We start from the raw sequence: 25,912 nt of genomic DNA, 5'->3' as shown, positions 1-25,912 counted from the left end.
ATGACTAAACCTGTAGTAGCAATTGTAGGTAAGCCAAATGTAGGCAAGTCTACAATTTTTAACAGAGTAGTCGGTGAACGTGTATCTATAGTAGAAGATACTCCTGGTGTCACACGTGACCGTATCTATTCTTCAGGCGAATGGTTAACTCATGAATTCAATATCATTGATACAGGTGGTATAGAAATCGGAGATGCGCCATTTCAAACTCAAATCAGAGCACAAGCGGAAATTGCAATTGACGAAGCTGATGTTATCATTTTTATGGTTAATGTACGTGAAGGTTTAACTCAAAGTGATGAAATGGTTGCTCAAATTTTATATAAATCTAAAAAACCAGTTGTTCTTGCAGTAAATAAAGTCGATAATCCAGAAATGAAAACTGATATTTATGACTTTTACGCTTTAGGTTTTGGCGAACCTTATCCAATTTCTGGTTCCCACGGCTTAGGCTTAGGTGATTTACTCGACGAAGTTGTTAAGCACTTCAATAAAGAAACTGAGGATCCATATGATGAAGATACAATTAGACTTTCAATTATCGGACGTCCAAATGTTGGAAAATCAAGTTTAGTGAATGCCATTCTTGGAGAAGAACGCGTTATTGTTTCTAATGTAGCGGGTACAACTCGAGATGCAATCGATACTGAGTATACTTATGATAACCAAGATTATGTCTTAATAGATACAGCAGGTATGCGCAAAAAAGGGAAGGTTTACGAGTCTACCGAAAAATATTCAGTTTTACGTGCATTAAAAGCAATTGAACGGTCTAATGTCGTTCTTATTGTTATTGATGCTGAAGAAGGTATTATCGAGCAAGACAAACGCGTTGCAGGTTATGCACATGAAGAAGGAAAAGCGGTCGTAATTGTTGTCAATAAATGGGACACTGTCGAAAAAGATAGTAAAACAATGAAAAAATTTACAGATGATATTCGTAAAAACTTTCAATTTTTAGATTATGCACAAATTGCATTTGTTTCAGCCAAAGAGCGACAAAGATTACGTACACTGTTCCCTTATATCAATGAAGCAAGCGAAAATCATAAAAAACGTGTTCAAAGCTCTACACTAAATGAAGTAGTTACAGATGCGATTTCAATGAATCCAACACCTACAGATAAAGGTCGCCGTTTAAATGTTTTCTATGCTACTCAAGTAGCAATTGAACCACCAACCTTCGTTATATTTGTTAACGATGTTGAATTGATGCATTTTTCTTATAAACGCTATTTAGAAAACCAAATTCGTGATGCTTTTGGTTTTGAAGGCACGCCGATTCATATTATTCCAAGAAAACGAAATTAAAGAAAGTGAGGATCATTATGACAAAGATATCTATTTTTGGTATGGGAAGTTTTGGAACCGCATTAGCAAATGTACTAGCTGAAAACGGCCATGATGTATTAATGTGGGGGAAAAATGAACAAAATGTAAATAATCTAAATGAACATCATATGAATCCACAATATCTTAAAGAAGCTAAACTTTGTGATAGCATTAAAGCTACAACTGATATTAATCAAGCTATACAATTTTCAGACGTTTTTCTGATGGCTTTACCAACAAAAGCGATGCGAGAAGTAGCAGGTGAAATTGATCAGCACTTATCTTCTAAAAAAACATTTATTCATGTCGCAAAAGGAATTGAAAATGGCACATTCAAACGTGTATCAGAAATGTTGGAAGATACAATTGCTCCAGAACATAATGCAGGTATAGGTGTCTTATCAGGGCCAAGTCATGCAGAAGAAGTCGTGATTAAACAACCAACTACAGTAGCGGCATCTTCAAAAGATGAAGCAGTTAGTCAACTCATTCAAGACTTATTTATGAATGATTATTTACGCGTTTATACAAACAACGATTTAATTGGTGTTGAATTAGGTGGCGCATTAAAAAATATTATTGCAGTAGCAAGTGGAATTGTAGCAGGACTTAACTTTGGCGATAATGCTAAAGCAGCATTAATGACTCGCGGTTTAGCAGAAATTAGTCGTTTAGGGGAAAAGTTAGGTGCTGATCCTATGACGTTTTTAGGGTTGGGTGGAATAGGTGATTTAATCGTAACATGTACATCAACACATTCTCGTAACTTTACTCTAGGATACAAATTAGGTCAAGGTAAAACGATGGACGAAGCATTAAATGAAATGAATATGGTTGTAGAAGGTATATACACTACAGAATCTGTTTACCATTTAGCTAAATCGCTCCACGTTGATATGCCTATTACCAATGCTTTATATGAAGTATTATTTGAAAACGAACCTGTTAAAGATGGCGTAAAAAAATTAATGGGAAGAGATAAAAAATCGGAATAATGTGTATTTTTACACTATAAATGCATATTAACTTAAAAACTTATCAATAAATCGCTCTATTTCAAGGTTTATCGCACATAAATCATTGCGGTTATTAGTCTCATTGTGTTAAAGTCATACCATAATGGTATTAAGTTATCATTATCATTTATCAGGAGGTGAATCTGATATGAACAAAACAGATTTAATTAATGCAGTTGCAGAACAAGCTGACTTAACTAAAAAACAAGCTGGTTCAGCTGTAGATGCTGTTTTCGAATCAATCCAAACTTCTTTATCTAAAGGTGAAAAAGTTCAATTAATTGGTTTCGGAAACTTTGAGGTACGTGAACGTGCTGCACGTAAAGGACGTAACCCTCAAACTGGCAAAGAAATCGAAATACCTGCAAGTAAAGTACCAGCATTTAAAGCTGGTAAAGCATTAAAAGATGCTGTTAAATAGTTTACTTATTAAAGCCCTTTTAAAAGGGCTTTTTTATTTATAGTTAAAAATGCATAAATAACATAAGTTTCGTTACAATTAAACTTTAAAATCTAATTGTACTCCGTCTCTACTGTATTCAAATATCACAGGTTGATCAAAATAAGAAAATTTTAATATTTATTAACAACATGCTCATGCGTTTTAACTTTGACATCAGATAGAAGTTCTATCTTTATTTAATTTTCAAGCAGATAATGTTAAGATGTATATTGATAATATCGTGAGGTGTGAAAATGGAAACGACTATAAGTAAACTAAATAAACAAATTGATGTTAGGTTAAAGGGTATATCAGACTATGAGCCAATCCATATTAACCAAAAGCTTGGTAGTTTATTAGATAAATACGATATCCCTGAACAAGCGAAACTTGCATGCCTCACAATTGATACATCAATGAGACATCTAGATGGTATAACAGATAATAACTTATCAAAACATTCTATACTTATTGGTGACTTACTAAGTGCCCATTTTTATACATTGTTAGCTGATTTAAATGAACCAGCTTTTCAATTATCAATGAGTAAGGCAATTATAACAGTAAATGAAATCAAGTCTTCTTTGCATCAGCAAACACTTTCCGAAGAAGAAGTCACAGATGCTATCATAAAGATAGAAGCGATATTTCCCCAAATCACGATATCTTATTTTAGTGAAGAAATTGACATAGCAAATATCTATAAGTATCTTTTTGAAGATATTGAAACATATTATCCATCATATTTAAAAATGTATAGCAAAGAAAAAGCAAAAATTGATATTCAAAAAATTAATCAAAGTTTTATAGAAAAAAAGTAGAGGTAAATCATAATGGCTGACAATAATGCAAAAAAAGAACAAGTACATACCGTTTTTCAAAATATTTCGCAAAAATATGATCGCTTAAACAATATTATTAGCTTTGAACAACATAAAGTTTGGCGTAAACATGTAATGAAAGAAATGCGTGTTAAAAAAGACAGCGTTGCATTGGACGTATGCTGTGGAACGGCAGATTGGACAATTGCATTAAGCAAAGCAGTCGGCCCTAACGGTGAGGTTACTGGACTTGATTTTAGTGAAAATATGTTAAAAGTTGGAAAAGAAAAAACTTCCGCTATGGATAATGTTCATCTTGTTCATGGTGATGCTATGCATTTGCCTTTTGAAGATGACTCTTTTGACTATGTAACAATAGGTTTTGGTTTACGTAATGTACCAGATTATTTAGGCGCTCTGAAAGAAATGCATCGCGTACTAAAACCAGGCGGTATGGTTGTGTGCCTAGAAACTAGTCAACCTACAATGCCTGTTTTCAAACAAGTTTACAAATTATATTTTAGATTCGTTATGCCTATTTTTGGCAAACTCTTTGCAAAATCTAAAGAAGAATACGAATGGCTACAACAATCAACATTTAATTTTCCAGATAAAGAAAAGTTAAAACGACTATTTAGTCAAGCTGGTTTTAGTAACATTAAAGTACGTAGCTTTACAGGTGGCGTTGCTGCAATGCACCTTGGCTATAAAGAAAAAAGTTCTACCAAAGGTGATTAACGTGGCAAAGTTAAACATAAATAATGAAATTAAAAAAGTAAATAATCTTCTTGAACAAATAATCAAAAGTAATGATACTGTGCTTGAAGAAGCATCTCTTCATTTATTGTCATCTGGAGGCAAAAGAGTGAGACCAGCATTTGTCATACTGAGTAGTCAATTTGGTAAATCAAAACAGTCAGAAGATACATATAAAGTAGCTGTAGCATTAGAACTCATCCATATGGCAACACTTGTGCATGACGATGTAATTGACAAAAGTGATAAACGCAGAGGTCGATTAACAATTTCTAAAAAGTGGGACCAAACTACCGCTATTTTAACTGGCAATTTTTTATTAGCGCTAGGCTTAGAACAATTATCAGAAGTTAATCACCCGCGAATTCATACCATTATTTCTACATCTATAGTGGATGTTTGTCGTGGAGAACTATTTCAATTCCAAGATCAATTCAACAGTAACCAAACAATATCTAATTATTTAAGACGTATTAATCGTAAAACTGCACTATTGATTCAATTGGCTACAGAGGTAGGTGCTTTAACATCTAATGCCTCTCAACAAACCGTTTATAAATTAAAAATGATTGGTCATTACATAGGTATGAGTTTCCAAATTATAGATGATATTCTTGATTTCACAAGTTCTGAAAATAAATTAGGAAAACCCGTTGGCAGTGATCTAATGAACGGACATATTACATTACCTGTATTACTTGAAATGCGACGTAACAGTCAATTCAAGAAAAAAATAACAGATTTAACATCTGAAAGCCCTAAAGAGCATTTCGAAATATGTATCCAAGATATACGAAATTCTGAGAGTATTCATGAAGCTAAAGAAGTAAGTGATCATTATTTAGATAAAGCATTAAAACTTATAGATAGTTTAAACGAGCCACATGCTCAAAATTTATTCCGAAAATTAATTAAAAAAATGGGTTCCCGAGAAATATAAGCACAAATTAATATCTTGAAAGCGCTTTAAACACCTGTTACTATTAAGTTAGTAGCAGGTTTCTTACATGCTACACACACATATACATAAAAATAGTGTAAAGGATAATCATTTTTGGAACATGAAAACAGGGGGATACACAGTGGAACGAACATTTTTAATGCTAAAACCAGATGCTGTACAGCGTAATTTAATAGGAAATATTATTTCTAGAATTGAAAATAAAGGTTTAAAGCTTGTAGGCGCAAAGCTGATGACTGTATCAACTTCATTAGCCGAAGCACATTATGCCGAACATAAAGGTAAACCTTTTTACGATGGATTGATTTCATTTATCACTTCAGCTCCTGTATTTGCAATGGTAGTTGAAGGAGAGAATGCCGTTAATGTGTCTCGTCATATTATTGGTCAAACTAATCCAGCAGAAGCAGCACCAGGTTCAATTAGAGGTGATTTAGGTTTAACTGTTGGGAGAAATGTTATTCATGGTTCTGATTCATTAGCTTCGGCTGAAAGAGAAATTCATTTATGGTTTGATGAAAATGAAATCAGTAACTATTCAGCACCTAGGGATAAGTGGTTATACGAATAATTTCATAAGTTCATTTTATCCAATCTTAAGAGGTATGACATCTATATCTCTAGCAATCTAGGGCATAATTCCTAGAAAAATAGCATTCAGATGAATTCAATTCAATTCATCTGAATGCTTCTTTTTTATTCAATACGTCTCATTGATATGTAATTTTATATCAACATACTTAGAAAAGGCAATTTCAATACTATTTCAATAGAAATTTTCCTTTTTTACTTGTCTAAGAACTTTATGTCCCAGACAGTTAATTAAAGAAGATTGTTCTATAGTCATATCTATTCCTAATAGCTTGATCTAAAATAGTTACTCCCTTAATTTTTATTATTTTACTTTTCCATATATGGTAACATAAGAACATATGAGAATTATTAACATATGGGAAGGAGCTAATCATCATGAGATATTTAACATCCGGTGAATCACATGGTCCACAACTTACTGTTATTATTGAAGGTGTTCCTGCAAATTTAGCGATCAACGCAGAAGATATTAATAAGGAAATGTTTAAACGTCAAGGCGGTTATGGAAGAGGACGTAGAATGCAAATAGAAAAAGATGCCGTACAAATTGTTTCTGGCGTTAGAAATGGCTATACATTGGGAAGTCCAATTACTATTGTCGTAACAAATGATGATTTCACTCATTGGCGCAATATCATGGGTGTAGAACCAATCACAGCAAAAGAACAACAAGAAATGAAGCGAACCATTACTAAACCGAGACCAGGTCATGCCGATTTAATTGGTGGTATGAAATATAATCATAGAGATTTGAGAAATGTCTTAGAGCGTTCTTCTGCAAGAGAAACAGCTGCACGCGTAGCTGTAGGTGCAGTATGTAAACTATTATTGGCACAGCTTGGTATAAATATGTACAGTCGTGTTGTAGAGATTGGTGGTATTAAAGACAAAGCTTTATACGATCCAAACACTTTCAAATCAAATATTGATAAAAATGATGTACGTGTGGTTGATGACAAGATTGCTCAAGCAATGCGCGATAAAATAGACGAAGCTAAACGAGAAGGGGACTCAATTGGCGGTGTTGTTCAAGTGATGGTTGAACATATGCCAGTTGGTGTTGGCAGTTATGTACAATACGATAGAAAATTAGATGGTCGTATTGCTCAAGGTGTTGTTAGTATTAATGCCTTTAAAGGTGTGAGTTTCGGTGAAGGATTTAAAGCTGCTGAAAAACCTGGAAGTGCGATTCAAGATGAAATTCATTACGATAAAAATAAAGGATATTATAGAGCTACAAATCATCTAGGTGGCTTTGAAGGTGGAATGACAAACGGTATGCCACTAATTATTAATGGTGTGATGAAACCTATTCCAACATTATATAAACCTTTAAATTCAGTAGATATTAATACGAAAGAGGACTTTAAAGCAACCATTGAACGTTCCGACAGTTGTGCTGTACCTGCCGCAAGTGTAGTTTGTGAACATGTCGTTGCCTTTGAAATAGCGAAAGCAATACTTGAAGAATTTCAATCTAACCACATGGAGCAACTTGTGTCACAAATCGAAGAACGTCGTCAATTAAATATTGAATTTTAGACAAGTTTAATCAATAAATAGAAGGTGTATTCAATGGAATTAACAACAACTTATGACACAAATAATTATCCCATTATTGTAGAACACGGTGCATTTCAATATCTATCAAGCGTCACAGATGACTATGATAAAATTTTCGTTATAGTTGATGAATATGTAGATTTTAACTTCAAAGCCAAAATTAATGATTATGTAACTGCGCAACATGCAATCAAAATTACCATTCCAGCAGGAGAACGTACCAAATCATTTGACCATTATCATCAAGTCATTGAACAAATACTTAGTTATCAACCAACGCGTGAAACATGTTTAGTTGCGATTGGTGGTGGTGCTACAGGAGATTTTACAGGATTTTTGGCAGCAACCTTATTAAGAGGTGTCCATTTTATTCAAGTGCCAACAACCATCTTGGCTCATGATTCAAGCGTTGGTGGTAAAGTAGGCATTAATTCTCAACATGGTAAGAATTTAATTGGAGCATTTCATCGTCCTAATGCTGTCGTCTATGACTTGGATTTTCTTCAAACATTGCCATATGAAGAAGTATTAAGTGGTTATACCGAAGTATATAAACATGCATTATTATCCAATCCGTATGACTTTCAATCTATAGAAAACGCCTTTCCAAACCAATCAAAATTACAATCTTTAAAAGATATTGAGCATTTTATTTTTAAAGGCATTCAAACTAAACTTGAAATTATCACTGAGGATGAAAAAGAGCAAGGCAAACGAAAATTTTTAAACTTGGGTCATACTTTTGGTCACGCAATAGAATATCAATATAAAATCCCTCATGGTCACGCGATTATGTTCGGTATCATTTATCAATTTATAGTTGCTAATGAAATATTAAGATCAAACTTTAATATTAAACACTTTGTAGACTATGCAGAGAAATTACAATACCCAACGCAATTTATTTCAACAATGCAGTTTGATCAACTATATAATCTCATGTTAGGTGATAAGAAAAATAATGGTAAGGGTATTCAAATGGTATTACTTAAATCTATTGGACAACCGGTTGTTCAGCACGTAGAAAAAGACATACTTCATAAGGCATTTAAAGATTTATTATCATATTATAAGTAGGTGATATAGCATGACACAAACCATTCATATTACAGGTCCACTCAAAGGTGAAATAACGGTTCCTGGTGATAAATCTATGACACATCGCGCTATTATGTTAGCTTCATTAGCATCTGGAAAAACAGCTATTTATCAACCGCTTTTAGGTGAAGATTGTTTGAGAACATTAAATATCTTCAAGTTACTTGGTGTAGATATTACCATTAAAGATGATAATGTTTATATCGATTCTCCTGGTTATAGGAACTTTAAGACACCTCATCAAGTACTATATACTGGTAATTCAGGTACAACAACAAGATTATTAGCAGGATTACTAAGTGGCGTTGGGATTCAAAGCGTTTTATCAGGTGATATTTCAATTGGAAAAAGACCTATGGATCGTATACTTAAACCCCTGCAATTAATGCAAGCTAATATTTCAAGTGTTGATAATAATTACACGCCACTCATTATTCAACCAGGAAATATTCATGGTATTCGATACGAGATGGAGGTTGCAAGTGCACAAGTTAAAAGTGCGATACTGCTTGCAAGTTTATTTGCCAATGATAGCACGACAGTTATAGAGAAAGAATTAAGTAGAAATCATACTGAAACAATGTTTAAACATTTTAATATTCCAATTACGATTGATGGTAAATCTATTACAGTACCAAAGAATGCTATTCAACATATTAAAGCACGTGATTTCACTGTACCTGGCGATATTTCATCAGCTGCTTTCTTTATTGTGGCAGCTTTAATTACACCTGGCAGTGATATTACAATTCATAACGTTGGCATTAATCCAACACGATCAGGTATTATAGATATCGCACTAAAAATGGGTGCGCACATTGAACTTTTAAATCAAACACAAGAGGCTGAACCTACTGCATCAATTCATGTTCAATATACACCAAATTTAAAACCAATTCATATTGATGGTGAGCTTGTGCCTAAATCGATTGATGAATTACCAATTATCGCGTTACTATGTACACAAGCAACAGGTACAAGCATTATTAAAGATGCTACAGAATTAAAAGTGAAAGAAACAAACCGTATTGATACAACTGCAGATATGCTAGGCTTATTAGGATTTGATATTCAACCCACTGCGGACGGCCTAATCATCCATCCATCATCATTGACGAGAGCTGCAGTAGTTGATAGCTTATCCGATCATCGTATTGGTATGATGTTAGCCATTGGATCATTACTTTCATCAGAACCACTTGAAATTAAACAGTTCGATGCTGTAAATGTTTCTTTTCCAGGTTTCTTATCAAAATTAAAGCAGTTAGAAAATGAGGGAGAATAACAAATGGAAGATATCTACAAATTGATAGACGATATCAATCTACAAAAAATAGACAATATAGATTCTCGTGTAAACGATGCATTAACATCTCCAAATGATGATGCTTTGTTTATCTTAGGCGAAACATTGTATAATTTTGGCCTCATGCCTCAAGGATTAGAAGTTTTTAGAACACTTTATCATAAATATCCCGATGAAAGTGAATTGCTGATTTATTTTATTGAGGGACTAATGGCTGAAAATCAAACAGATGAAGCGCTCGAATATTTAAGCCACGTTGAAACCTCAACAGAGAAATTAATGCTTGAAGCCGACCTTTATCAACAAATAAATATGTTAGAGGTCGCTATTGATAAATTAATAGAAGCTCGAGATCTCGAACCCAACGATCCAATTATACACTTTGCTTTGGCAGAAATATTGTATTATGACGGTCAGTATCTGCGCGCGACACATGAGTACCAAACAGTGTTAGACACTGGTGAATATGAAATTAATGGTATTAATTTATTTGCGCGTATGGCTGATTGTAGTTTACAAAGTGGTAATTATTCCGATGCCATCCGTTTATTTGATGAAATCAGCGATGAAGAAATGACATCCGATGATTATTTTAAAAAAGCAATTGCGTATGAGAAAAATGATTTGTCATTAGAAGCCATTAAAATCATGACTACTTTGTTAACCAAAGATCCAGACTTTTTACAAGGTTATTATTACCTTCAACAGTTATATGAACATGAAAAGAATTATGCTGATGCAATAGAAATTGGTAAAGAAGGTCTACGATTAAGTCAATTTTATAAAGAGTTAATGGTTTCAACTGGTAGTATTGAAATAGAACATGGAGACGCTAATGAAGGTGTCGCATTACTCAAACAAGCTCTAGAAGTGGATAATGCTTATCACGAGCCATTACTATTATTAGCTGATTTATTCCGTTCTGAAGAAGATTATGAAGCGTTGATTAACCTCTTGAAATATGTAGACGAAGAAGATTTAGATCCCGTATTTACATGGCACCTTGCTTTTGCTTTTGGCCAAGAAGAACGCGATAAAGAGGCTCAGCATTTCTTTGAATTAGCCTATCCAACCCTTAAGACGCAGAGTGCATTTTTAAGTGATTATTATTACTATTTATTAGAAATTGGTGACAAAAATCATGCGCAACAAATTTTAAATCAACTGTTAGAATTAGATCCTAGCAATGAAATTTGGCACGAAGAAACCGCTAGACTTGAAAATTGATAAGAGGGGGTAATATAGTGCAGATGGATTCACTTACACAAATGAAACAAAGCTATATAGAATATGCTTTGTTTCATTATCATTTTAAATCACGTATAAGTGTTTGGTTACTTAACTATATTAAAGCATCTGATAAAATGCTTAGCCAAATTCATTTTGTTGTAGAAAAGATTCCATCTCACCCAACACTTGAGCTTTCACTTGTTGGTGCTGATGATGAAGCAATTCAGTATAAATATCATCATAACCACCTTATTAATTCTAATGAGATTTTTAATGTCATTATTTCACAATCTACACCATTTGATATCTTAATACATTTTCCACTTCACGTCGGACCGGATGCGAAATTAGAACAGCTTATTTTAGCACAAATAGTACAATCTGAGCGATACCAATCCTATTTACCTTATATTCATACCTTATCTTCAAATAGTACGTTACAACATCAATTTTTAAGTCAGCTGTATGAAAATATTGATTTAAGTTTATTGATGCATGACACAGAACGTTTTACGCAATTAACACATGTTCTAAATACGATTAAAGCTCAACACATGACTAATAACAATCTAGAGGATTAAATTATGCGCATTCGTGAAATTTGGGAACTATCCTTATATTATAAACCGTTTCTTTTATTGCTTTTGTTTTGCAATGTTTTAGGTACGTTATATGGCTATTACTGGTATGCTGAACAATTATCTTCAACAACATGGTATTTTTTACCATTTGTACCTGATAGTCCAACCGCTTCGTTATTTTTATGTTTAACATTATATTGCTTCTTGAACAATAAACGTTGTGGTATTGTTGGTACTCTAGCTTTTTTAACATTGTTTAAATATGGTATTTGGGCTGTCAGCATGAACATTTTAATGTTTATTGAAAATCATGATATAACAATAAATGGTCTACTCCTGCTATTATCTCACGCCATAATGGCTATGGAAGCATGTTATATTTATCCACGACTACAACGTTCGTCTTTTGCAATAGCAGTTGGTTCATTATGGCTATTCATTAACGATGCGATAGACTATCTATTTGAGCAGTATCCTATATATGACTTTATCGCTATGCACCTTGTTCCAATTGCTGTATTTACAGTATGTTTAAGTTTCATGAGTATTCTGTTATATTATATATTTGGTTCCATATTAAAGTTTAAATTATTTGCTTAATGTGCGTGTTCTCAGTAAAATATTATCAAAGGGAGAGTGAGTTTAATGTCTTTAATGTCTTATATAATTTATATTGTCATCATTATGGCGATTCCTATGTGGGCACAACACAACGTAAAGTCAAATTATGAAAAATATTCACAAGTCAGATCTACAAGTGGTAAAACAGGACGTGAAGTCGCTGAAGAAATCCTGCATGCTAACGGTATTTATGATGTCGAAGTAGTACGAGGAGAAGGCTTTTTAACAGATCACTACGATCCAAAAAAGAAAGTCGTTTGTTTATCTCCAGCTAACTTTGATCGTCCATCTGTAGCTGGCACAGCAATTGCTGCGCACGAAGTTGGGCATGCAATTCAACATGCACAAGGTTATGCATTCTTACGCTTTAGAACAGCGTTAGTACCTTTTGCAAATATTGGTAGTTCACTAAGTTATATGCTTGTCTTATTAGGTATTGTATTAACAACACTTGGTAGTGCTTTTGGCTCAACAGCGTTATGGGTTGGTGCAGGATTAATGTCACTAGCCGTATTGTTTTCAATCGTTACTTTACCAGTAGAGTTTGATGCCAGCTCACGTGCTATGAAACAAATACAAAGCTTAAATATTGTAAATGAAAAAGAATATAAACATGCTAAAAAAGTTTTATCAGCCGCTGCGATGACATATGTGGCAGCTACTGCAACAGCTGTTGCTGAACTTGTAAGACTTATCCTTATTGCGCGTTCTAGTGATTAACAAGTAAATATAGCATTTAATGCTACAATTTTGAGATATTCGTATAGCCATATTCTTTAACAAGGTGCACAAGTTGTACCTTGTTTTTTATTTGTCATTGCACGACGAATGCATGTTCAGAAATTTTGATATATACTATATAAGACATAATTATTAAAGGAGAATGACAATGACTAAATCTATGAAAGAGATGCAAAAAGAAGTCGATGCATACATCAGTCAATTTAAAGCGGGATACTTTTCTCCTTTAGCCAACTTAGCACGCTTAACAGAAGAAGTTGGCGAATTAGCTAGAGAAATTAATCATTATTATGGTGAGAAACAAAAGAAAGATTCAGAAGAAGATAACACCGTAAAAGCCGAACTAGGGGACAATTTATTTGTACTTCTTTGCATCGCTAACTCTTTAAACATTGATATGACTGACAGCTTTAATGAAACGATGAAAAAGTTTAATACACGTGATAAAAACCGTTTTGAGCGCAAGTCTTGATGTAATAGGAAGGGAGTTATGGCTAAATGAAAATTGGGATTACATGCTACCCATCAATGGGTGGCTCGGGAATTATTGCTACAGAACTCGGCATTAAGATGGCAGAACGTGGTCATGAAGTTCATTTTATTACTTCAAATCTACCATTTAGAATTAGAAAGCCTTTGCCAAACGTCACTTTTCATCAAGTTGAAGTTAATCAATACGCCGTATTTCAATATCCGCCTTATGATATCACTTTAAGTACAAAAATTGCGGAAGTTATTAAAGAGTATGATTTAGATATATTACACATGCATTACGCAGTTCCACATGCTGTTTGCGGCATACTTGCTCGCCAAATGTCTGGTAAAGATATAAAAATCATGACAACACTTCATGGCACAGATATCACAGTACTTGGTTATGACCACACATTAAAAGATGCTATAAAATTCGGAATCGAAGAAAGTGACATAGTGACAAGCGTCAGTCAGTCATTAGCTAAACAAACTAAAGATATTATTGAGACTGACAAAGATATCATTCCTATTTATAACTTTGTGCGTGAGGATGAATTTCCGACAAAACATGATGAGTCTCTAAAGAACATGTATGGTATTCTTCCTGAGGAGAGCGTACTTATTCATGTATCTAATTTTAGACGTGTTAAACGCATAGATACTATAATTGAGACTTTTGCAAAAGTACATCAATCCATACCAAGTAAGTTATTATTGTTGGGTGATGGCCCTGAACTCTGTGATATGCGTCAAAAAGCACGTGACCTTAATGTAGAAGATCATGTGTTATTTTTAGGAAAGCAAGATTGTGTGAGTGAATTTTATCAACTTGCAGATATTGTCTTACTTTTAAGTGAAAAGGAAAGTTTTGGGTTAAGCTTGTTGGAAGCGATGAAGACAGGCGTCGTACCGATTGGCTCAAACGCAGGAGGCATTAAAGAAGTTATCAAGCATGGAGAAACAGGTTATATCGTTGACGTTGGTGATAGTGCACAGGCTAGTGAATATGTGCTAGAACTATTAAATAATCCACAATTATATCAGACGATACAACACAATATGCTAAAGGATATTAAAGAACGTTTTGGCTCAGAACTTATTACTGACCAATATGAATATTATTACAATAAAATGTTACAGTAAAAGAGGTATCAGATGTCATATAGATTATTTGAACAAGCAAAACCTTTACTAACAAAAATTCAGCAACACGGTTACGAGGCTTATTTTGTAGGTGGATCAGTGCGTGACTATATTATGGGACGAGATATACATGATATTGATATCACAACAAGCGCTACACCTGATGAAATTGAAACAATATTTCAGCATACAATTCCTATTGGCAAAGCACATGGCACAATCAATGTTGTTTATGGACAGCATAATTATGAAGTAACTACATTTCGAGCAGAAGAAGAATATACAGACCATCGTCGCCCTAGTGAGGTAACGTTTGTCAGAAATTTGTATCAAGATGTTGAACGTCGTGATTTTACCATGAATGCCATTGCAATGGACAAATCTTATCAAATCTACGATTACTTTGGTGGACAAGCTGATATTAAGCAACACATTATCCGAACGGTAGGAGAGCCTCATGAGCGATTTGAAGAAGATGCTCTGCGAATATTACGTGGTCTCCGTTTCGAGGCTCAATTAGGCTTTACAATTGATACAACAACATTTCTTGCCATGCAACAACGTGTGGCAGATACAGCTTACTTATCTATAGAACGTATTATCGTTGAATTAAAAAAATTAATACAAGGGCATTATGTGTCATCCAGTTACAAGCATATGATTCAGCTAGGGTTGTTTAACCATATCCCATTCTTTGAATCTATAGATATGAACAAATTTATAGTAACAGAGCCTATGTCTTTCGAACTATGGATTGCATCATTGTTGTTTGCAACAAATAGTCAATTTTCTCTTACTTCTCTCAAAATAAGTAACAACGAGAAACAAAAGATTAAACAATTGCTATCTTTGCTTCAACTTTTGAATAAGATAAAATCAAAACAAGATTTACGTCTATTAGTATATGACTATGGCAGTCATTCTTTATTAGAAATCTTAAACCATCGTCAAATGTTTCAAGATCAGCATATAAAAGTAGGTAATCCTGTTATCATTAATCCTGAAGTGATTCACGATATATCACAATCACTTATTATAAATCAGCGTCAAGATATCGCAATAAGTGGTTATGATTTAATTAACTTCTTCAATAAAAAACGTGGTCCTTGGATTAAAACGGTATTAAGAATGATTGAAGTAGCAATTGTCAACAACAATGTGCAAAATAATAAAGAACAGATATTGAAGTGGGTGAAAAAACATGTCGAAATATAGTCAAGATGTGATTAATATGCTATATCAACATCACAACACATACATTTCAGGACAGCATATTGCCAATCAATTAAACATCTCACGTGCAGCTGTAAAGAAAATTATTGACCAATTAAAAGTCGAAGGTTGCGACATCGTATCGATTAATCACAAAGGACATCAGTTGAAATCGTTACCTGATCAATGGTATTTAGGCATTATTAAACCTATTGTTAACAAACATCAGATATTTGATCAAATAGAAGTTTATCGCACAGCCGATTCGACACAAATAATTGCTAAACAAATGTTAGTTAATAATTCTAAATCTTATCTAATATTGAGTGATGAACAAACAAAAGGACGTGGTCGCTTTAACCGAAATTGGAGTTCCTCTAAAGGGAAAGGCTTGTGGATGTCAGTTGTTTTAAGACCTAATGTACCATTTGATATGATGCCTAAGTTCAACCTATTTATTGCTTTAGGTATTCGCGATGCTATTCAAGCATTTGCGAATGATGAGGTTAAAATAAAATGGCCAAATGATATTTATATCGGTGATAAAAAAGTTTGCGGCTTCTTAACTGAAATGGTTGCGAATTACGATGCTGTTGAAGCAATCATTTGTGGTATTGGCATTAATATGAATCATACTGAAGATGATTTTATAGAAGAAATTAAGTCCAGAGCAACGAGCATACGCCTCCATGCCACACATAAAATTAATCGCTATGCATTTTTTGATCAGCTTATCTCACAAATTGTTTATCGCTATCAACAGTTTCTTACACAGCCATTTAATACCATCCGTGATGAATATATCAAAGCATCTAACATTTGGCAGCGTCAAATAAAATTCACTGAAAATGGCACGCAATTTATGGGTGAAGCGGAAGATATAGATTATAACGGCTTTTTAATTGTCAGAGATAACCAAGGGAATATGCGCCGTTTAATGAGTGCAGATATTGAAATATAATCATGAGTTAAGGAGAGATAATCATGGGGCAAACAAGTTACGCCGTTGTTGACTTAGAAACGACCGGTAACCAGCTTGATTACGATGAAATTATTCAAATAGGTATCACATTCGTTCGTGGCCAAAAAATTGTAGGTACCTACCATTCAATGATTAACACTGATGTAGAAATCCCTCCATTTATACAAGCGCTCACTTCAATAGAAGAAGATATGTTAAAGCAAGCACCATATTTTCATGAAGTTGCAGAAGACGTCTATAAACAGCTTAAAGATTCCGTGTTTGTTGCGCACAATGTTTCTTTCGATTTAACTTTTATTAAAAAGGCATTTAAACGTAATCATATCCATTTTCAACCCAAAAAGGTGATTGATACTGTTGAATTATTTAAAATTGCTTTCCCTACAGATAAAAGTTATCAGCTGAGTGAATTGGCAGAGGCACACCATATTCCATTAGATAATGCGCACCGTGCCGATGAAGATGCAACAACAACTGCAAAATTAATGATTAAAGCATTTCAAAAGTTTGAAACATTACCACTAGACACGTTAAAACAACTATATTATTTAAGCAAAAACTTAAAATATGACTTGTATCATATTTTGTTTGAAATGGTACGCCAATATAAAAACGCTTTGCCAGGTAACAAATTCGACCGTTTTGAACAAATTATGTATAAAAAACAAATCGATTTAAAAGCGCCAAAAACAGACTTTAATGGCTCTTTAAAAGACTTATATTCAAAAGTAGTGGCGCAATTAAAGTTAACTTATAGGCCACAACAATTATACTTATCTGAAATTATTCTTGATCAATTAATGCATAGTGATAAAGCCATGATAGAAGCACCACTAGGAAGTGGCAAGTCCTTAGCTTATTTGCTCGCAGCCTTAATGTATAACATTGAAACGGATAAACATGTCATGATTTCAACGAATACAAAGCTTTTACAGCATCAACTACTTTATAAAGATATCCCTGAACTCAATCAAGCATTAGAATTTAAAATTAATGCCTTATTGATTAAAAGCAAAAGTGAATATATTTCATTAGGATTAATCAGTCAAATATTGAAAGATGAAAATATCAATTATGAAGTAAGTATCTTGAAGATGAAACTGCTCATCTGGCTAACTGAGACTGAAACTGGCGACATACAAGAGCTTAATTTAAAAGGCGGTCAAAAGATGTACTTTGACCAAAAAATTGAAACATATGTTCCAGAAAAAAACGATGTTCATTTTTATAATTATATTAAACGCAATGCACAAAACATTCAAATTGGTGTAACAAATCATGCACACCTCATTCATTCTGATCACGAAAATTCTATTTATGAATTATTTGACGATTGTATTATAGATGAAGCACACCGTCTTCCTGACTATGCTTTAAATCAAGTCACTAACGAATTGAACTATGCAGATATAAAATATCAACTTGGCTTAATCGGTAAAAATGAAAATGAAAAATTATTGAAAGCTATTGATCACTTAGAACAACAACGTATTCTAGAAAAATTAGACATCCCACCCATTGATATTTTTGGCTTGAAATCTCATATAACTGATATTCATGAATTAAATGAACGCTTATTTACTACAATGTTTGATATTATACACAGCAGTGAAACACACGATGATGACACTCATCGATACCATTATGTCTATGATTTTGATACACAATCCATTTTGAATGATTTACATCAAGTCATTACAAAAGTTAATAAAACCTTGGAATTCTTTAATGGTATGAGTCATAAAACTGTTAAATCATTTAGAAAACAACTCCTATATCTTAATGAACGCTACAAGGCAATTGAAAACAGTTTATTAGAACATCACACGACGTTTATTGCCATAAAAAATTTACAGCAAAAATCGACCATTCGTTTATTTATTAAAGATTATAATGTCAAAGACGTTTTAACCTCACAAATTTTAGATAAATTTAAATCTTTAACTTTTATATCTGGTACTTTAACATTTAACCATTCGTTTGATGCCTTTAAAAATTGGTTTACCGAAACTGTCTCATTTAATACATTTGAAGTTCAAAATCCAATGCCACAACTTAAAAATACAAATGTGTTTATACCTACTGATGTAGAACCTTATAACTATTTAAGCATTGAAGATTATGTTTCTTCAATCGTGCAATATTTAGAAGTTTATACACAAAAAACGCAATCAAAATGTCTCATTCTATTTACCAGCTATAAAATGATGCACATGGTACAAGAACTTATCAATGACTTACCATCATTTGAAGATTATATCGTCTTGACACAACAACAAAATCAAAATTATAAAATTGTGCAGCAATTCAATAGTTTTGATAAAGCAATACTTTTAGGCACATCAACATTTTTTGAAGGTTTTGATTTTCAATCAAATGGCATTAAATGTGTCATGATTGCTAAATTACCATTTATGAATAAATATAATACAAAATATTGGCTGATGGATTCAGAGTTCAAATCTACATTTAAAGAATATGTATTACCTGATGCAGTTACACGATTTAGACAAGGATTAGGACGTTTAATTCGTAACGAAGAAGATCAAGGTTTAATCATTTCATTTGATGACAGATTAATTCATAGTAACTATAAAAATTTCTTTTCTCAAGTACTTGTAGATTATCGTCAGAATAAAGGTGATATCCAGCAATTCAATAAATTACTCAATAAGATTAAATAAGCTTGAAACACTAGTAAAAATAAAATATGGACAACTAGAACTTACATAGTGCTTTTGTTAAAATGAAAGAGTATTAATAAACAGAAATACACAATAGGAGACGAGTTATGAAGACAACAATTAAGCAAGCAAAACAACATCTTAACCAAGAAGTAACAATTGGAGCTTGGTTAACAAACAAACGTTCAAGTGGTAAAATTGCATTTTTACAACTTCGAGATGGTACTGGTTTTATGCAAGGTGTCGTGGTTAAGTCTGCCGTAGATGAAGAGACTTTCCAACTTGCTAAAGATATTACACAAGAATCTTCACTTTATGTTACAGGTACAATATCTGAAGATAATCGTTCTGATATCGGCTATGAAATGCAAGTCACATCAATTCAAGTAATTCACGAAGCACATGATTACCCAATTACTCCCAAAAATCATGGCACAGAATTTCTAATGGACCACCGTCATTTATGGCTGCGTTCAAAAAAACAACATGCTGTTATGAAAATTAGAAATGAAATTATTAGAGCTACCTATGAATTTTTTGATACGCACGGCTATACTAAAATTGATCCACCTATTTTAACGGCAAGTGCACCTGAAGGCACAAGTGAGTTATTCCATACAAAATACTTTGATCAAGATGCGTTTTTATCTCAAAGTGGTCAATTATATCTTGAAGCTGCGGCTATGGCTCATAGAAATGTTTTTTCATTTGGTCCAACGTTCCGTGCTGAAAAGTCTAAAACACGTCGTCATTTAATTGAATTTTGGATGATTGAAGCAGAAATGGCTTTTACAACGCATGCTGAAAGTTTAGAGGTTCAAGAGCAATATGTTGCGCATGTGGTCCAATCCGTATTAGAAAATTGTACTTTAGAATTGAAATTATTAGATAGAGATACTTCAAAATTAGAAAAGGTAGCTACACCATTTCCTCGTATTACCTATGATGATGCGATTGATTATCTCAAAGAACAAGGATTTGATGATATCGAATGGGGCGATGATTTCGGTGCACCGCATGAGACAGCTATTGCTAATCATTATGACTTGCCAGTGTTTATCATAAATTATCCAACATCAATTAAACCATTTTATATGCAACCAAATCCAGACAATAACAATACTGTGCTTTGTGCCGATTTAATCGCGCCAGAAGGTTATGGTGAAATTATAGGTGGTTCAGAACGTATTAACAATTTAGAATTGCTTGAAGAACGCATCAAGCAATATCACTTAGATGAGGAAAGCTATAGTTACTACTTAGATTTGCGTCGCTATGGTAGCGTTCCACATAGTGGTTTTGGTTTAGGTTTAGAAAGAACAGTTGCATGGATATCAGGTGTTGAACATGTTCGAGAAACATCACCATTCCCACGCTTACTAAATAGACTTTATCCATAACATTTACATGTTTATTAAGTAAGAAATGATAAGCTTATTGATTAGGCATAAACAATTTTAACGCTAAACTGATTGCCTATTAATGCTCGCAATCTACAACTTTAGAATTTTGGTTAGGGGAGTGGGATAACAAACTGTCTCACTCCCATTTTATAGAAACTAAATATATTGAGGTGATAATATATGGATATCTTTCAACTCAAGACAAGACCAGTCGTATTAAGAAGAGAATTATTTGATCATTATAGTGAATTAGGTATGGATGAACAAGATTTGGTTATTCTTATTAAATTAATTTATGCTGCAGAAACTTCTAATAAACAGCCCTCAATAGAAGCCTTAAGAAAAGGATCGACACTAGATTCTAGAGAAATCACCACAATTATACAACATCTTATCCAATTAGATTTATTGGAATTAAATGTGAATAAAGATGAAGAAGGTAAATTTACCGAATATATGAACTTGGATCCGTTTTATACTAAATTATTATCCTTGCTCAAGCAACAAGAACTTAAGAGTCAAAATAAGCAAGAAGATAATCAATTCCAACAGTTATTCACTTTGATAGAACAAATATTTGCTAGACCGTTATCACCCTATGAAATTGAAACGTTAAATCAGTGGATTGATGTGGATCATCACGACATTAGTATCATCCAAGCAGCTTTGGATGAAGCAGTGGGGCAAAATAAGCTTAGTTTTAAATATATGGATCGAATACTGCTTAATTGGAAGAAAAATAATGTAAAAACAATCGATGATACAAATAAAATTCGTGAACAGTTTCATAAGCCTAAAATGAAACATACAGTTAAAGAAGTCCCTAAATTTGACTGGTTAAATGGAGAGAACTTAGATGATAAGTAAAAAGAAAGCGCTAAAAATGATCGATATTATCGCTGATATGTTTCCAAATGCAGAATGCGAACTAAGGCATAATAATGCATTCGAACTGACAATTGCAGTTCTTTTGTCAGCCCAATGTACGGATAACTTAGTAAATAAAGTAACCGCTACATTATTCACTAAATATAAAACACCTGAAGATTATCTAGCTGTACCATTAGAAGAATTAGAACAAGATATCCGTTCTATTGGTTTATATCGTAATAAAGCAAAAAATATCAAAAAATTATGTACCTCACTACTTGAAAAATTTAATGGTCAAATTCCCCAAACTCATGCAGAACTAGAAAGTTTAGCAGGAGTTGGACGTAAAACGGCAAATGTGGTGATGAGTGTAGCATTCGGAGAACCAGCTTTAGCCGTCGACACCCATGTCGAACGTGTCTCAAAACGCTTAGGTATCAATAGATGGAAAGATAATGTGCGACAAGTAGAAGATAGGTTATGCTCAATAATCCCAAGGGACCGCTGGAATAAAAGCCATCATCAATTAATATTTTTCGGCCGTTATCATTGTATTGCAAGAAAACCAAAATGTGACATATGCCCATTGTTTGATGATTGTAGAGAAGGACAAAAACGATATAAACTTAAATTAAAGAAAGCGTGATTTCAGATGATAGAAAAGCAAGATTTTGAAGTATTAGAACAACAACTTGAACAATTTGCAGCTACCAGAAATTTAAATTCAGCTGAAGCCAAACCAGTAGTTGATGCATATTTTCAACTGTTAATAGATTACTTCAAACAAATCAATCAAATTTCTGCAATTGATTTTGAATCACTCTCACTTTATCCTATCGTTCCAATGAATTTCTACGAACGCTATCAATATCTATTAACTAGAAAATACCATTTTATGGGTTACAGACAAATGAAAACATTAAAAAGCGAATTAATAAAAATGGCTGCAAGCTATCAAACAAGATTGAAATTCCGTAAATCATAAATGTGCATTAAATAATAAAAAATTCCCTCTAAAGCATCTCTTAAATAATTAAGAAAGCTTTAGAGGGAATTTCATTTATGACGAATTTATTATCGTCCGAAAACTGAGCTTAAACCACCTGTGCTGCTTGAGTTGTTTCTTGCTCCACTTGATGTGTTTGAATTACTTGAACGATTTGAGCTTGAAGTACTGTCGCTAGAACCGCTACTTCCATAAACTTTTCGTCCTGTTGTATTATTATCAGGGTGATTAGCTACTGATAATGATTCTTTATTACTACCACTTACAGAGTCAGGTTTACTAAAGTCTGAACCGTCTCTTGGTGAAATATCAGACATCACTTCTTCTAGTAAATATTGTGGATATTCTTGTTCAGAATGGCCAACAAATGAATTTGTACCATATTGTTTAACTTCTTTAAAGCCCATCCACACTGACATACTGTATTTTGGAGTGAAACCATTAATCCATACATCTTTAGCTGCACTATCTGGTAAATTATATTTTTGATAAACTTCTTCACCATATGTTCCAGTACCAGTTTTCGCTGCAATATTAACGCCAGAAACACCATGTCCATATGCTGAACCATATGCTGAAAACGTACCTTTAAGCATTTCAGCCAACATGTAAGCCGTATAGTCTTTCATTGCTTTATGACTAGAATGATCATATTCAATTGTTTCGCCGTCTGCAGTCACAACTTTTTGAATAGAATGTGCATTATTGTATGTTCCTCCATTTGCAATTGACGCAAATGCTGAAGCTAATTGAGTAGGTGAGAATTCTGATGAAGAACCACCTAGTACTTCAGACGGACCAATTTCATTCTTGTAATCAAGTCCAACTTTTGATGCAAATTTCTTCGGTGCATTGTTACCAGCTTGAGAACGTGTTGCTTGCCATGTTTTTAAAGCTGGTATATTGAAACTTTGTCGAATAGCATCATACATTGATACTGTTCCATGACCTTTTTGATCGTAGTTTCTAAATGTAGAACCTTCAACTTGATAACTAGATTCATCTTGAATAGCATGATTTGTAGCCCATTGCATATTTTCAATTGCTGGACCATATGCTAAGAATGGTTTTAATGATGAACCAGTAGGGTGAGGGTCAGTAGCTTGGTTTCGATCGACGACATCTCTGAAATTACGTCCACCTGAAATAGCAACTAATCCGCCAGTTTTGCTGTCTACAATTGAAGAACCAACTTGCTGATCATCATTTTTGTAGAAGTTACCGTTGTCTATACGATTTTGTAATGTTTTTTGGACATCTTTATCCATGTTTGTATAGATTTTGATTCCGCTTTGTAAAACATCACCAAGATTTTGATTTTTAAACTTATCATTATTCATAAGTTCAGATTTTACAAAGTTAACATAAGAATCGTAATCCGTATCTTGATTTTTCGTACCAGTTTGACGTTCTTTTGTACTACGTTGAACGAGATTATCTTTTAAAGATGTTTTCTTCGCTTGTTCCCATTCTTTTTTACTAATGCGATTGTGATAATGCATTAAATAAAGAACTGTATCCTTACGATTTTCTGCTTCTTTTGGATGATCATAAATGTTATAAACATTTGGAACTTGTGGTAAACCAGCTAAATATGCTTCTTCAGCTAAATTTAAATCTTTTAAGTCTTTATTGAAATAATATTTAGCTGCAGCTTTAATACCATATACACCATCAGAATAGTAAATCTTATTTAGATACATTTGGAAAATGTCATCTTTACTATACTCTTGCTCTAACCGATATGAAAGGTATGCTTCCTGTGCTTTACGACCAATAGATTTCTCTTCTGATAAAAATGATCGTTTGACAACTTGTTGGGTCAATGTTGAAGCACCTTGTGAACCAAAGCCACCAGTCAAGTTTTTACCTACGGCCCCAAATAAACGTTTATAATCAAGTGCACCGTGTTCATAAAAACGATTATCTTCAGTTGCTAAAACTGCATTTCTCATGTTTTTCGGTACATTCTTCAAATCAACATGCTCTCGTCTAGCACCATTGTCGAGTGTTTTAACTAATTTGCCATTTTTATCATAGATTTTAGCAGGCGCAGGATCTTGTAATTTCGATTCTGTAAATGCGGGTGCTTTCCATGCATAATAAGCAAAAAGTAAAATACCTAATAGTGCGAGAATGATAAAGGCAATAAACATAAAACCTATAATCTTAATAATCGTTCTCTTCACACTTTTATTCTGTTTTTGTTTGGATTTCCCATTATTACCTTTCTTAGGTTGAGAAGATCCTTGCTTTTCCGTCATACGCGGTCCTCACTTTCATCTAATATCAACTTATCAACAGCTTTGAGGTAATCTAATCTAGGTTGATACTGATAAGGAATATGGTAACCATTTTTTCGTATTTCTTCAACTGTTATCGACTTTTTAACATCCGCTTTGTACCTTTTCCAGAAATATTCAAACTTAGAATAGGGAAGAAGATACACTTCATCAAGTACTTTAAATCGCATAATTAAGAACACAATACCGCGCTGGACATGTGCTTTTTGCATATGCGCAACTTGATGATCATGAATGTTGTTTAATGGGAAAGACGTTTTATTTTTCGTTTCCTTTGCCTCAAAATCGATATAATGACTTCGATAAACACCATTATAGTCAGTTGTTGAAGGCGTACGAAAGTAAGCTTCATTTATAACTGCTTTACTTCGTTTCGGATAATGAACATTCACAATTTGCACTGGTGTAGGTTTCTTGTGAATAACAGCTATATCTTTGTCTAAATAATAAGAATTAGATAATTCTATATCTTTTTCCAAAGACATTCCGCGCCCACCATATTCTATATTACCTGAAATAGTGGCATCATTGCGTCCGACCTTAGTCTTATTTGAATTAAATGGTTTCCCGTTTGGATAATTCATTACTTTCACCACCAGTTTGGTTATAAACCCTTCTTATTATACATGAGGCATTTTAATGTTCCAAACTTTTATATGAGAATAATGTATAAAATATCAATCTATACATTAACCACTTCATTTTAACGTTTATTGCCAATTAACACAATATTTCAGTTAATTTAGTTAATGATGTGTCATAAATAACACTGA

At 33.3% G+C, this 25,912-nt stretch carries 25 protein-coding genes; 23 read left to right on the top strand and 2 right to left on the bottom strand.

What is annotated here, in order from left to right:
* From der to HMPREF3267_RS03030, 23 genes are all read left to right on the top strand, one after another.
* On the top strand, nt 1–1,311 hold the full coding sequence (gene der / locus HMPREF3267_RS03140) for a ribosome biogenesis GTPase Der (RefSeq protein ID WP_002459076.1): 1,311 nt from the start codon (nt 1–3) through the stop codon (nt 1,309–1,311).
* A 17-nt stretch (nt 1,312–1,328) separates the two neighbouring features.
* Complete coding sequence (locus HMPREF3267_RS03135) at nt 1,329–2,327, top strand: NAD(P)H-dependent glycerol-3-phosphate dehydrogenase (protein WP_002492343.1); 999 nt, start codon at nt 1,329–1,331, stop codon at nt 2,325–2,327.
* Between the two features lie 169 nt (nt 2,328–2,496).
* Entirely contained in the window at nt 2,497–2,769 is a 273-nt protein-coding gene (locus HMPREF3267_RS03130; protein ID WP_002478172.1) for an HU family DNA-binding protein, read from the top strand.
* Between the two features lie 275 nt (nt 2,770–3,044).
* Nucleotides 3,045–3,611, top strand: a complete 567-nt coding sequence (locus HMPREF3267_RS03125) for a hypothetical protein (RefSeq protein WP_002478173.1) — start codon at nt 3,045–3,047, stop codon at nt 3,609–3,611.
* Nucleotides 3,612–3,623: 12 nt separating this feature from the next.
* The gene (locus HMPREF3267_RS03120) at nt 3,624–4,349 is read left to right on the top strand and encodes a demethylmenaquinone methyltransferase (RefSeq protein ID WP_002492336.1); all 726 of its coding nucleotides are present in this window, start codon (nt 3,624–3,626) and stop codon (nt 4,347–4,349) included.
* A gap of 1 nt (nt 4,350) precedes the next feature.
* Nucleotides 4,351–5,307: a polyprenyl synthetase family protein gene (locus HMPREF3267_RS03115; RefSeq protein WP_002478175.1), complete on the top strand. Its 957-nt coding sequence runs from the start codon at nt 4,351–4,353 to the stop codon at nt 5,305–5,307.
* Nucleotides 5,308–5,449: 142 nt separating this feature from the next.
* The gene (gene ndk / locus HMPREF3267_RS03110) at nt 5,450–5,899 is read left to right on the top strand and encodes a nucleoside-diphosphate kinase (RefSeq protein WP_037542929.1); all 450 of its coding nucleotides are present in this window, start codon (nt 5,450–5,452) and stop codon (nt 5,897–5,899) included.
* 398 nt (nt 5,900–6,297) lie between these two features.
* Nucleotides 6,298–7,464 (top strand): chorismate synthase, encoded by a 1,167-nt coding sequence (aroC, locus tag HMPREF3267_RS03105; RefSeq protein ID WP_002459083.1) that lies wholly within the window; start codon nt 6,298–6,300, stop codon nt 7,462–7,464.
* 33 nt (nt 7,465–7,497) lie between these two features.
* Entirely contained in the window at nt 7,498–8,562 is a 1,065-nt protein-coding gene (gene aroB, locus HMPREF3267_RS03100) for a 3-dehydroquinate synthase (protein ID WP_062077651.1), read from the top strand.
* A gap of 10 nt (nt 8,563–8,572) precedes the next feature.
* Complete coding sequence (gene aroA, locus HMPREF3267_RS03095; RefSeq protein WP_002459085.1) at nt 8,573–9,868, top strand: 3-phosphoshikimate 1-carboxyvinyltransferase; 1,296 nt, start codon at nt 8,573–8,575, stop codon at nt 9,866–9,868.
* Nucleotides 9,869–9,871: 3 nt separating this feature from the next.
* A complete protein-coding gene (locus HMPREF3267_RS03090; RefSeq protein WP_070823838.1) occupies nt 9,872–11,116 on the top strand; it encodes a tetratricopeptide repeat protein in 1,245 nt (414 codons plus the stop codon).
* A 23-nt stretch (nt 11,117–11,139) separates the two neighbouring features.
* The gene (locus tag HMPREF3267_RS03085) at nt 11,140–11,700 is read left to right on the top strand and encodes a YpiB family protein (RefSeq protein ID WP_207754588.1); all 561 of its coding nucleotides are present in this window, start codon (nt 11,140–11,142) and stop codon (nt 11,698–11,700) included.
* Nucleotides 11,701–11,703: 3 nt separating this feature from the next.
* Nucleotides 11,704–12,300, top strand: a complete 597-nt coding sequence (locus tag HMPREF3267_RS03080; protein ID WP_002459088.1) for a DUF1405 domain-containing protein — start codon at nt 11,704–11,706, stop codon at nt 12,298–12,300.
* A 45-nt stretch (nt 12,301–12,345) separates the two neighbouring features.
* Nucleotides 12,346–13,041, top strand: coding sequence for a zinc metallopeptidase (locus HMPREF3267_RS03075; RefSeq protein WP_002459089.1), 696 nt, complete (start codon nt 12,346–12,348; stop codon nt 13,039–13,041).
* 169 nt (nt 13,042–13,210) lie between these two features.
* Nucleotides 13,211–13,534: a nucleotide pyrophosphohydrolase gene (locus tag HMPREF3267_RS03070; protein ID WP_002478181.1), complete on the top strand. Its 324-nt coding sequence runs from the start codon at nt 13,211–13,213 to the stop codon at nt 13,532–13,534.
* Nucleotides 13,535–13,560: 26 nt separating this feature from the next.
* On the top strand, nt 13,561–14,679 hold the full coding sequence (gene bshA, locus HMPREF3267_RS03065; RefSeq protein ID WP_002478182.1) for an N-acetyl-alpha-D-glucosaminyl L-malate synthase BshA: 1,119 nt from the start codon (nt 13,561–13,563) through the stop codon (nt 14,677–14,679).
* A 12-nt stretch (nt 14,680–14,691) separates the two neighbouring features.
* Nucleotides 14,692–15,894, top strand: coding sequence for a CCA tRNA nucleotidyltransferase (locus tag HMPREF3267_RS03060; RefSeq protein WP_002459092.1), 1,203 nt, complete (start codon nt 14,692–14,694; stop codon nt 15,892–15,894).
* Complete coding sequence (locus HMPREF3267_RS03055) at nt 15,881–16,852, top strand: biotin--[acetyl-CoA-carboxylase] ligase (protein WP_002478183.1); 972 nt, start codon at nt 15,881–15,883, stop codon at nt 16,850–16,852. The genes HMPREF3267_RS03060 and HMPREF3267_RS03055 overlap by 14 nt, the downstream gene beginning before the upstream one ends.
* Nucleotides 16,853–16,875: 23 nt before the next feature.
* On the top strand, nt 16,876–19,557 hold the full coding sequence (locus HMPREF3267_RS03050; protein ID WP_062077647.1) for a helicase C-terminal domain-containing protein: 2,682 nt from the start codon (nt 16,876–16,878) through the stop codon (nt 19,555–19,557).
* Between the two features lie 107 nt (nt 19,558–19,664).
* Nucleotides 19,665–20,957: an asparagine--tRNA ligase gene (asnS, locus tag HMPREF3267_RS03045; protein ID WP_002459095.1), complete on the top strand. Its 1,293-nt coding sequence runs from the start codon at nt 19,665–19,667 to the stop codon at nt 20,955–20,957.
* A 183-nt stretch (nt 20,958–21,140) separates the two neighbouring features.
* Nucleotides 21,141–21,827 carry a DnaD domain-containing protein gene (locus tag HMPREF3267_RS03040; RefSeq protein WP_002459096.1) on the top strand — a complete coding sequence of 229 codons (687 nt, stop codon included), beginning with the start codon at nt 21,141–21,143 and terminating at the stop codon, nt 21,825–21,827.
* The gene (gene nth, locus HMPREF3267_RS03035; protein WP_002478185.1) at nt 21,817–22,476 is read left to right on the top strand and encodes an endonuclease III; all 660 of its coding nucleotides are present in this window, start codon (nt 21,817–21,819) and stop codon (nt 22,474–22,476) included. The genes HMPREF3267_RS03040 and nth overlap by 11 nt, the downstream gene beginning before the upstream one ends.
* 6 nt (nt 22,477–22,482) lie before the next feature.
* The gene (locus tag HMPREF3267_RS03030; protein ID WP_002459098.1) at nt 22,483–22,815 is read left to right on the top strand and encodes a YpoC family protein; all 333 of its coding nucleotides are present in this window, start codon (nt 22,483–22,485) and stop codon (nt 22,813–22,815) included.
* An 89-nt stretch (nt 22,816–22,904) separates the two neighbouring features.
* On the opposite strand, the gene HMPREF3267_RS03025 is transcribed toward HMPREF3267_RS03030, so the two are convergent.
* Nucleotides 22,905–25,100 (bottom strand): transglycosylase domain-containing protein, encoded by a 2,196-nt coding sequence (locus tag HMPREF3267_RS03025; protein ID WP_002459099.1) that lies wholly within the window; start codon nt 25,098–25,100, stop codon nt 22,905–22,907.
* Complete coding sequence (gene recU, locus HMPREF3267_RS03020) at nt 25,097–25,723, bottom strand: Holliday junction resolvase RecU (protein ID WP_002459100.1); 627 nt, start codon at nt 25,721–25,723, stop codon at nt 25,097–25,099. Before recU ends, HMPREF3267_RS03025 begins: the two co-directional genes overlap by 4 nt.
* Nucleotides 25,724–25,912 lie beyond the last annotated feature (189 nt).

This window comes from Staphylococcus sp. HMSC62D11 (genome assembly GCF_001839145.1).
Taxonomy (GTDB): domain Bacteria; phylum Bacillota; class Bacilli; order Staphylococcales; family Staphylococcaceae; genus Staphylococcus; species Staphylococcus lugdunensis.
The sequence above is the reverse complement of the archived record's forward strand: the minus strand, read 5'-3'. Positions and strand labels throughout refer to the sequence as shown.

Bases quoted from the DNA above. Each gene is read 5' to 3' on its own strand.
- HMPREF3267_RS03130 (WP_002478172.1), top strand. From the start codon at position 2,497: ATGAACAAAACAGATTTAATTAATGCAGTTGCAGAACAAGCTGACTTA.
- HMPREF3267_RS03075 (WP_002459089.1), top strand. From the start codon at position 12,346: ATGTCTTTAATGTCTTATATAATTTATATTGTCATCATTATGGCGATT.
- HMPREF3267_RS03125 (WP_002478173.1), top strand. From the start codon at position 3,045: ATGGAAACGACTATAAGTAAACTAAATAAACAAATTGATGTTAGGTTA.
- HMPREF3267_RS03080 (WP_002459088.1), top strand. From the start codon at position 11,704: ATGCGCATTCGTGAAATTTGGGAACTATCCTTATATTATAAACCGTTT.
- HMPREF3267_RS03050 (WP_062077647.1), top strand. From the start codon at position 16,876: ATGGGGCAAACAAGTTACGCCGTTGTTGACTTAGAAACGACCGGTAAC.
- HMPREF3267_RS03070 (WP_002478181.1), top strand. From the start codon at position 13,211: ATGACTAAATCTATGAAAGAGATGCAAAAAGAAGTCGATGCATACATC.
- HMPREF3267_RS03060 (WP_002459092.1), top strand. From the start codon at position 14,692: ATGTCATATAGATTATTTGAACAAGCAAAACCTTTACTAACAAAAATT.
- HMPREF3267_RS03040 (WP_002459096.1), top strand. From the start codon at position 21,141: ATGGATATCTTTCAACTCAAGACAAGACCAGTCGTATTAAGAAGAGAA.
- aroA (WP_002459085.1), top strand. From the start codon at position 8,573: ATGACACAAACCATTCATATTACAGGTCCACTCAAAGGTGAAATAACG.
- HMPREF3267_RS03135 (WP_002492343.1), top strand. From the start codon at position 1,329: ATGACAAAGATATCTATTTTTGGTATGGGAAGTTTTGGAACCGCATTA.
- bshA (WP_002478182.1), top strand. From the start codon at position 13,561: ATGAAAATTGGGATTACATGCTACCCATCAATGGGTGGCTCGGGAATT.
- aroC (WP_002459083.1), top strand. From the start codon at position 6,298: ATGAGATATTTAACATCCGGTGAATCACATGGTCCACAACTTACTGTT.
- HMPREF3267_RS03055 (WP_002478183.1), top strand. From the start codon at position 15,881: ATGTCGAAATATAGTCAAGATGTGATTAATATGCTATATCAACATCAC.
- HMPREF3267_RS03030 (WP_002459098.1), top strand. From the start codon at position 22,483: ATGATAGAAAAGCAAGATTTTGAAGTATTAGAACAACAACTTGAACAA.
- HMPREF3267_RS03090 (WP_070823838.1), top strand. From the start codon at position 9,872: ATGGAAGATATCTACAAATTGATAGACGATATCAATCTACAAAAAATA.
- HMPREF3267_RS03025 (WP_002459099.1), bottom strand. From the start codon at position 25,100: ATGACGGAAAAGCAAGGATCTTCTCAACCTAAGAAAGGTAATAATGGG.
- HMPREF3267_RS03120 (WP_002492336.1), top strand. From the start codon at position 3,624: ATGGCTGACAATAATGCAAAAAAAGAACAAGTACATACCGTTTTTCAA.
- aroB (WP_062077651.1), top strand. From the start codon at position 7,498: ATGGAATTAACAACAACTTATGACACAAATAATTATCCCATTATTGTA.
- der (WP_002459076.1), top strand. From the start codon at position 1: ATGACTAAACCTGTAGTAGCAATTGTAGGTAAGCCAAATGTAGGCAAG.
- nth (WP_002478185.1), top strand. From the start codon at position 21,817: ATGATAAGTAAAAAGAAAGCGCTAAAAATGATCGATATTATCGCTGAT.
- asnS (WP_002459095.1), top strand. From the start codon at position 19,665: ATGAAGACAACAATTAAGCAAGCAAAACAACATCTTAACCAAGAAGTA.
- recU (WP_002459100.1), bottom strand. From the start codon at position 25,723: ATGAATTATCCAAACGGGAAACCATTTAATTCAAATAAGACTAAGGTC.
- HMPREF3267_RS03085 (WP_207754588.1), top strand. From the start codon at position 11,140: ATGGATTCACTTACACAAATGAAACAAAGCTATATAGAATATGCTTTG.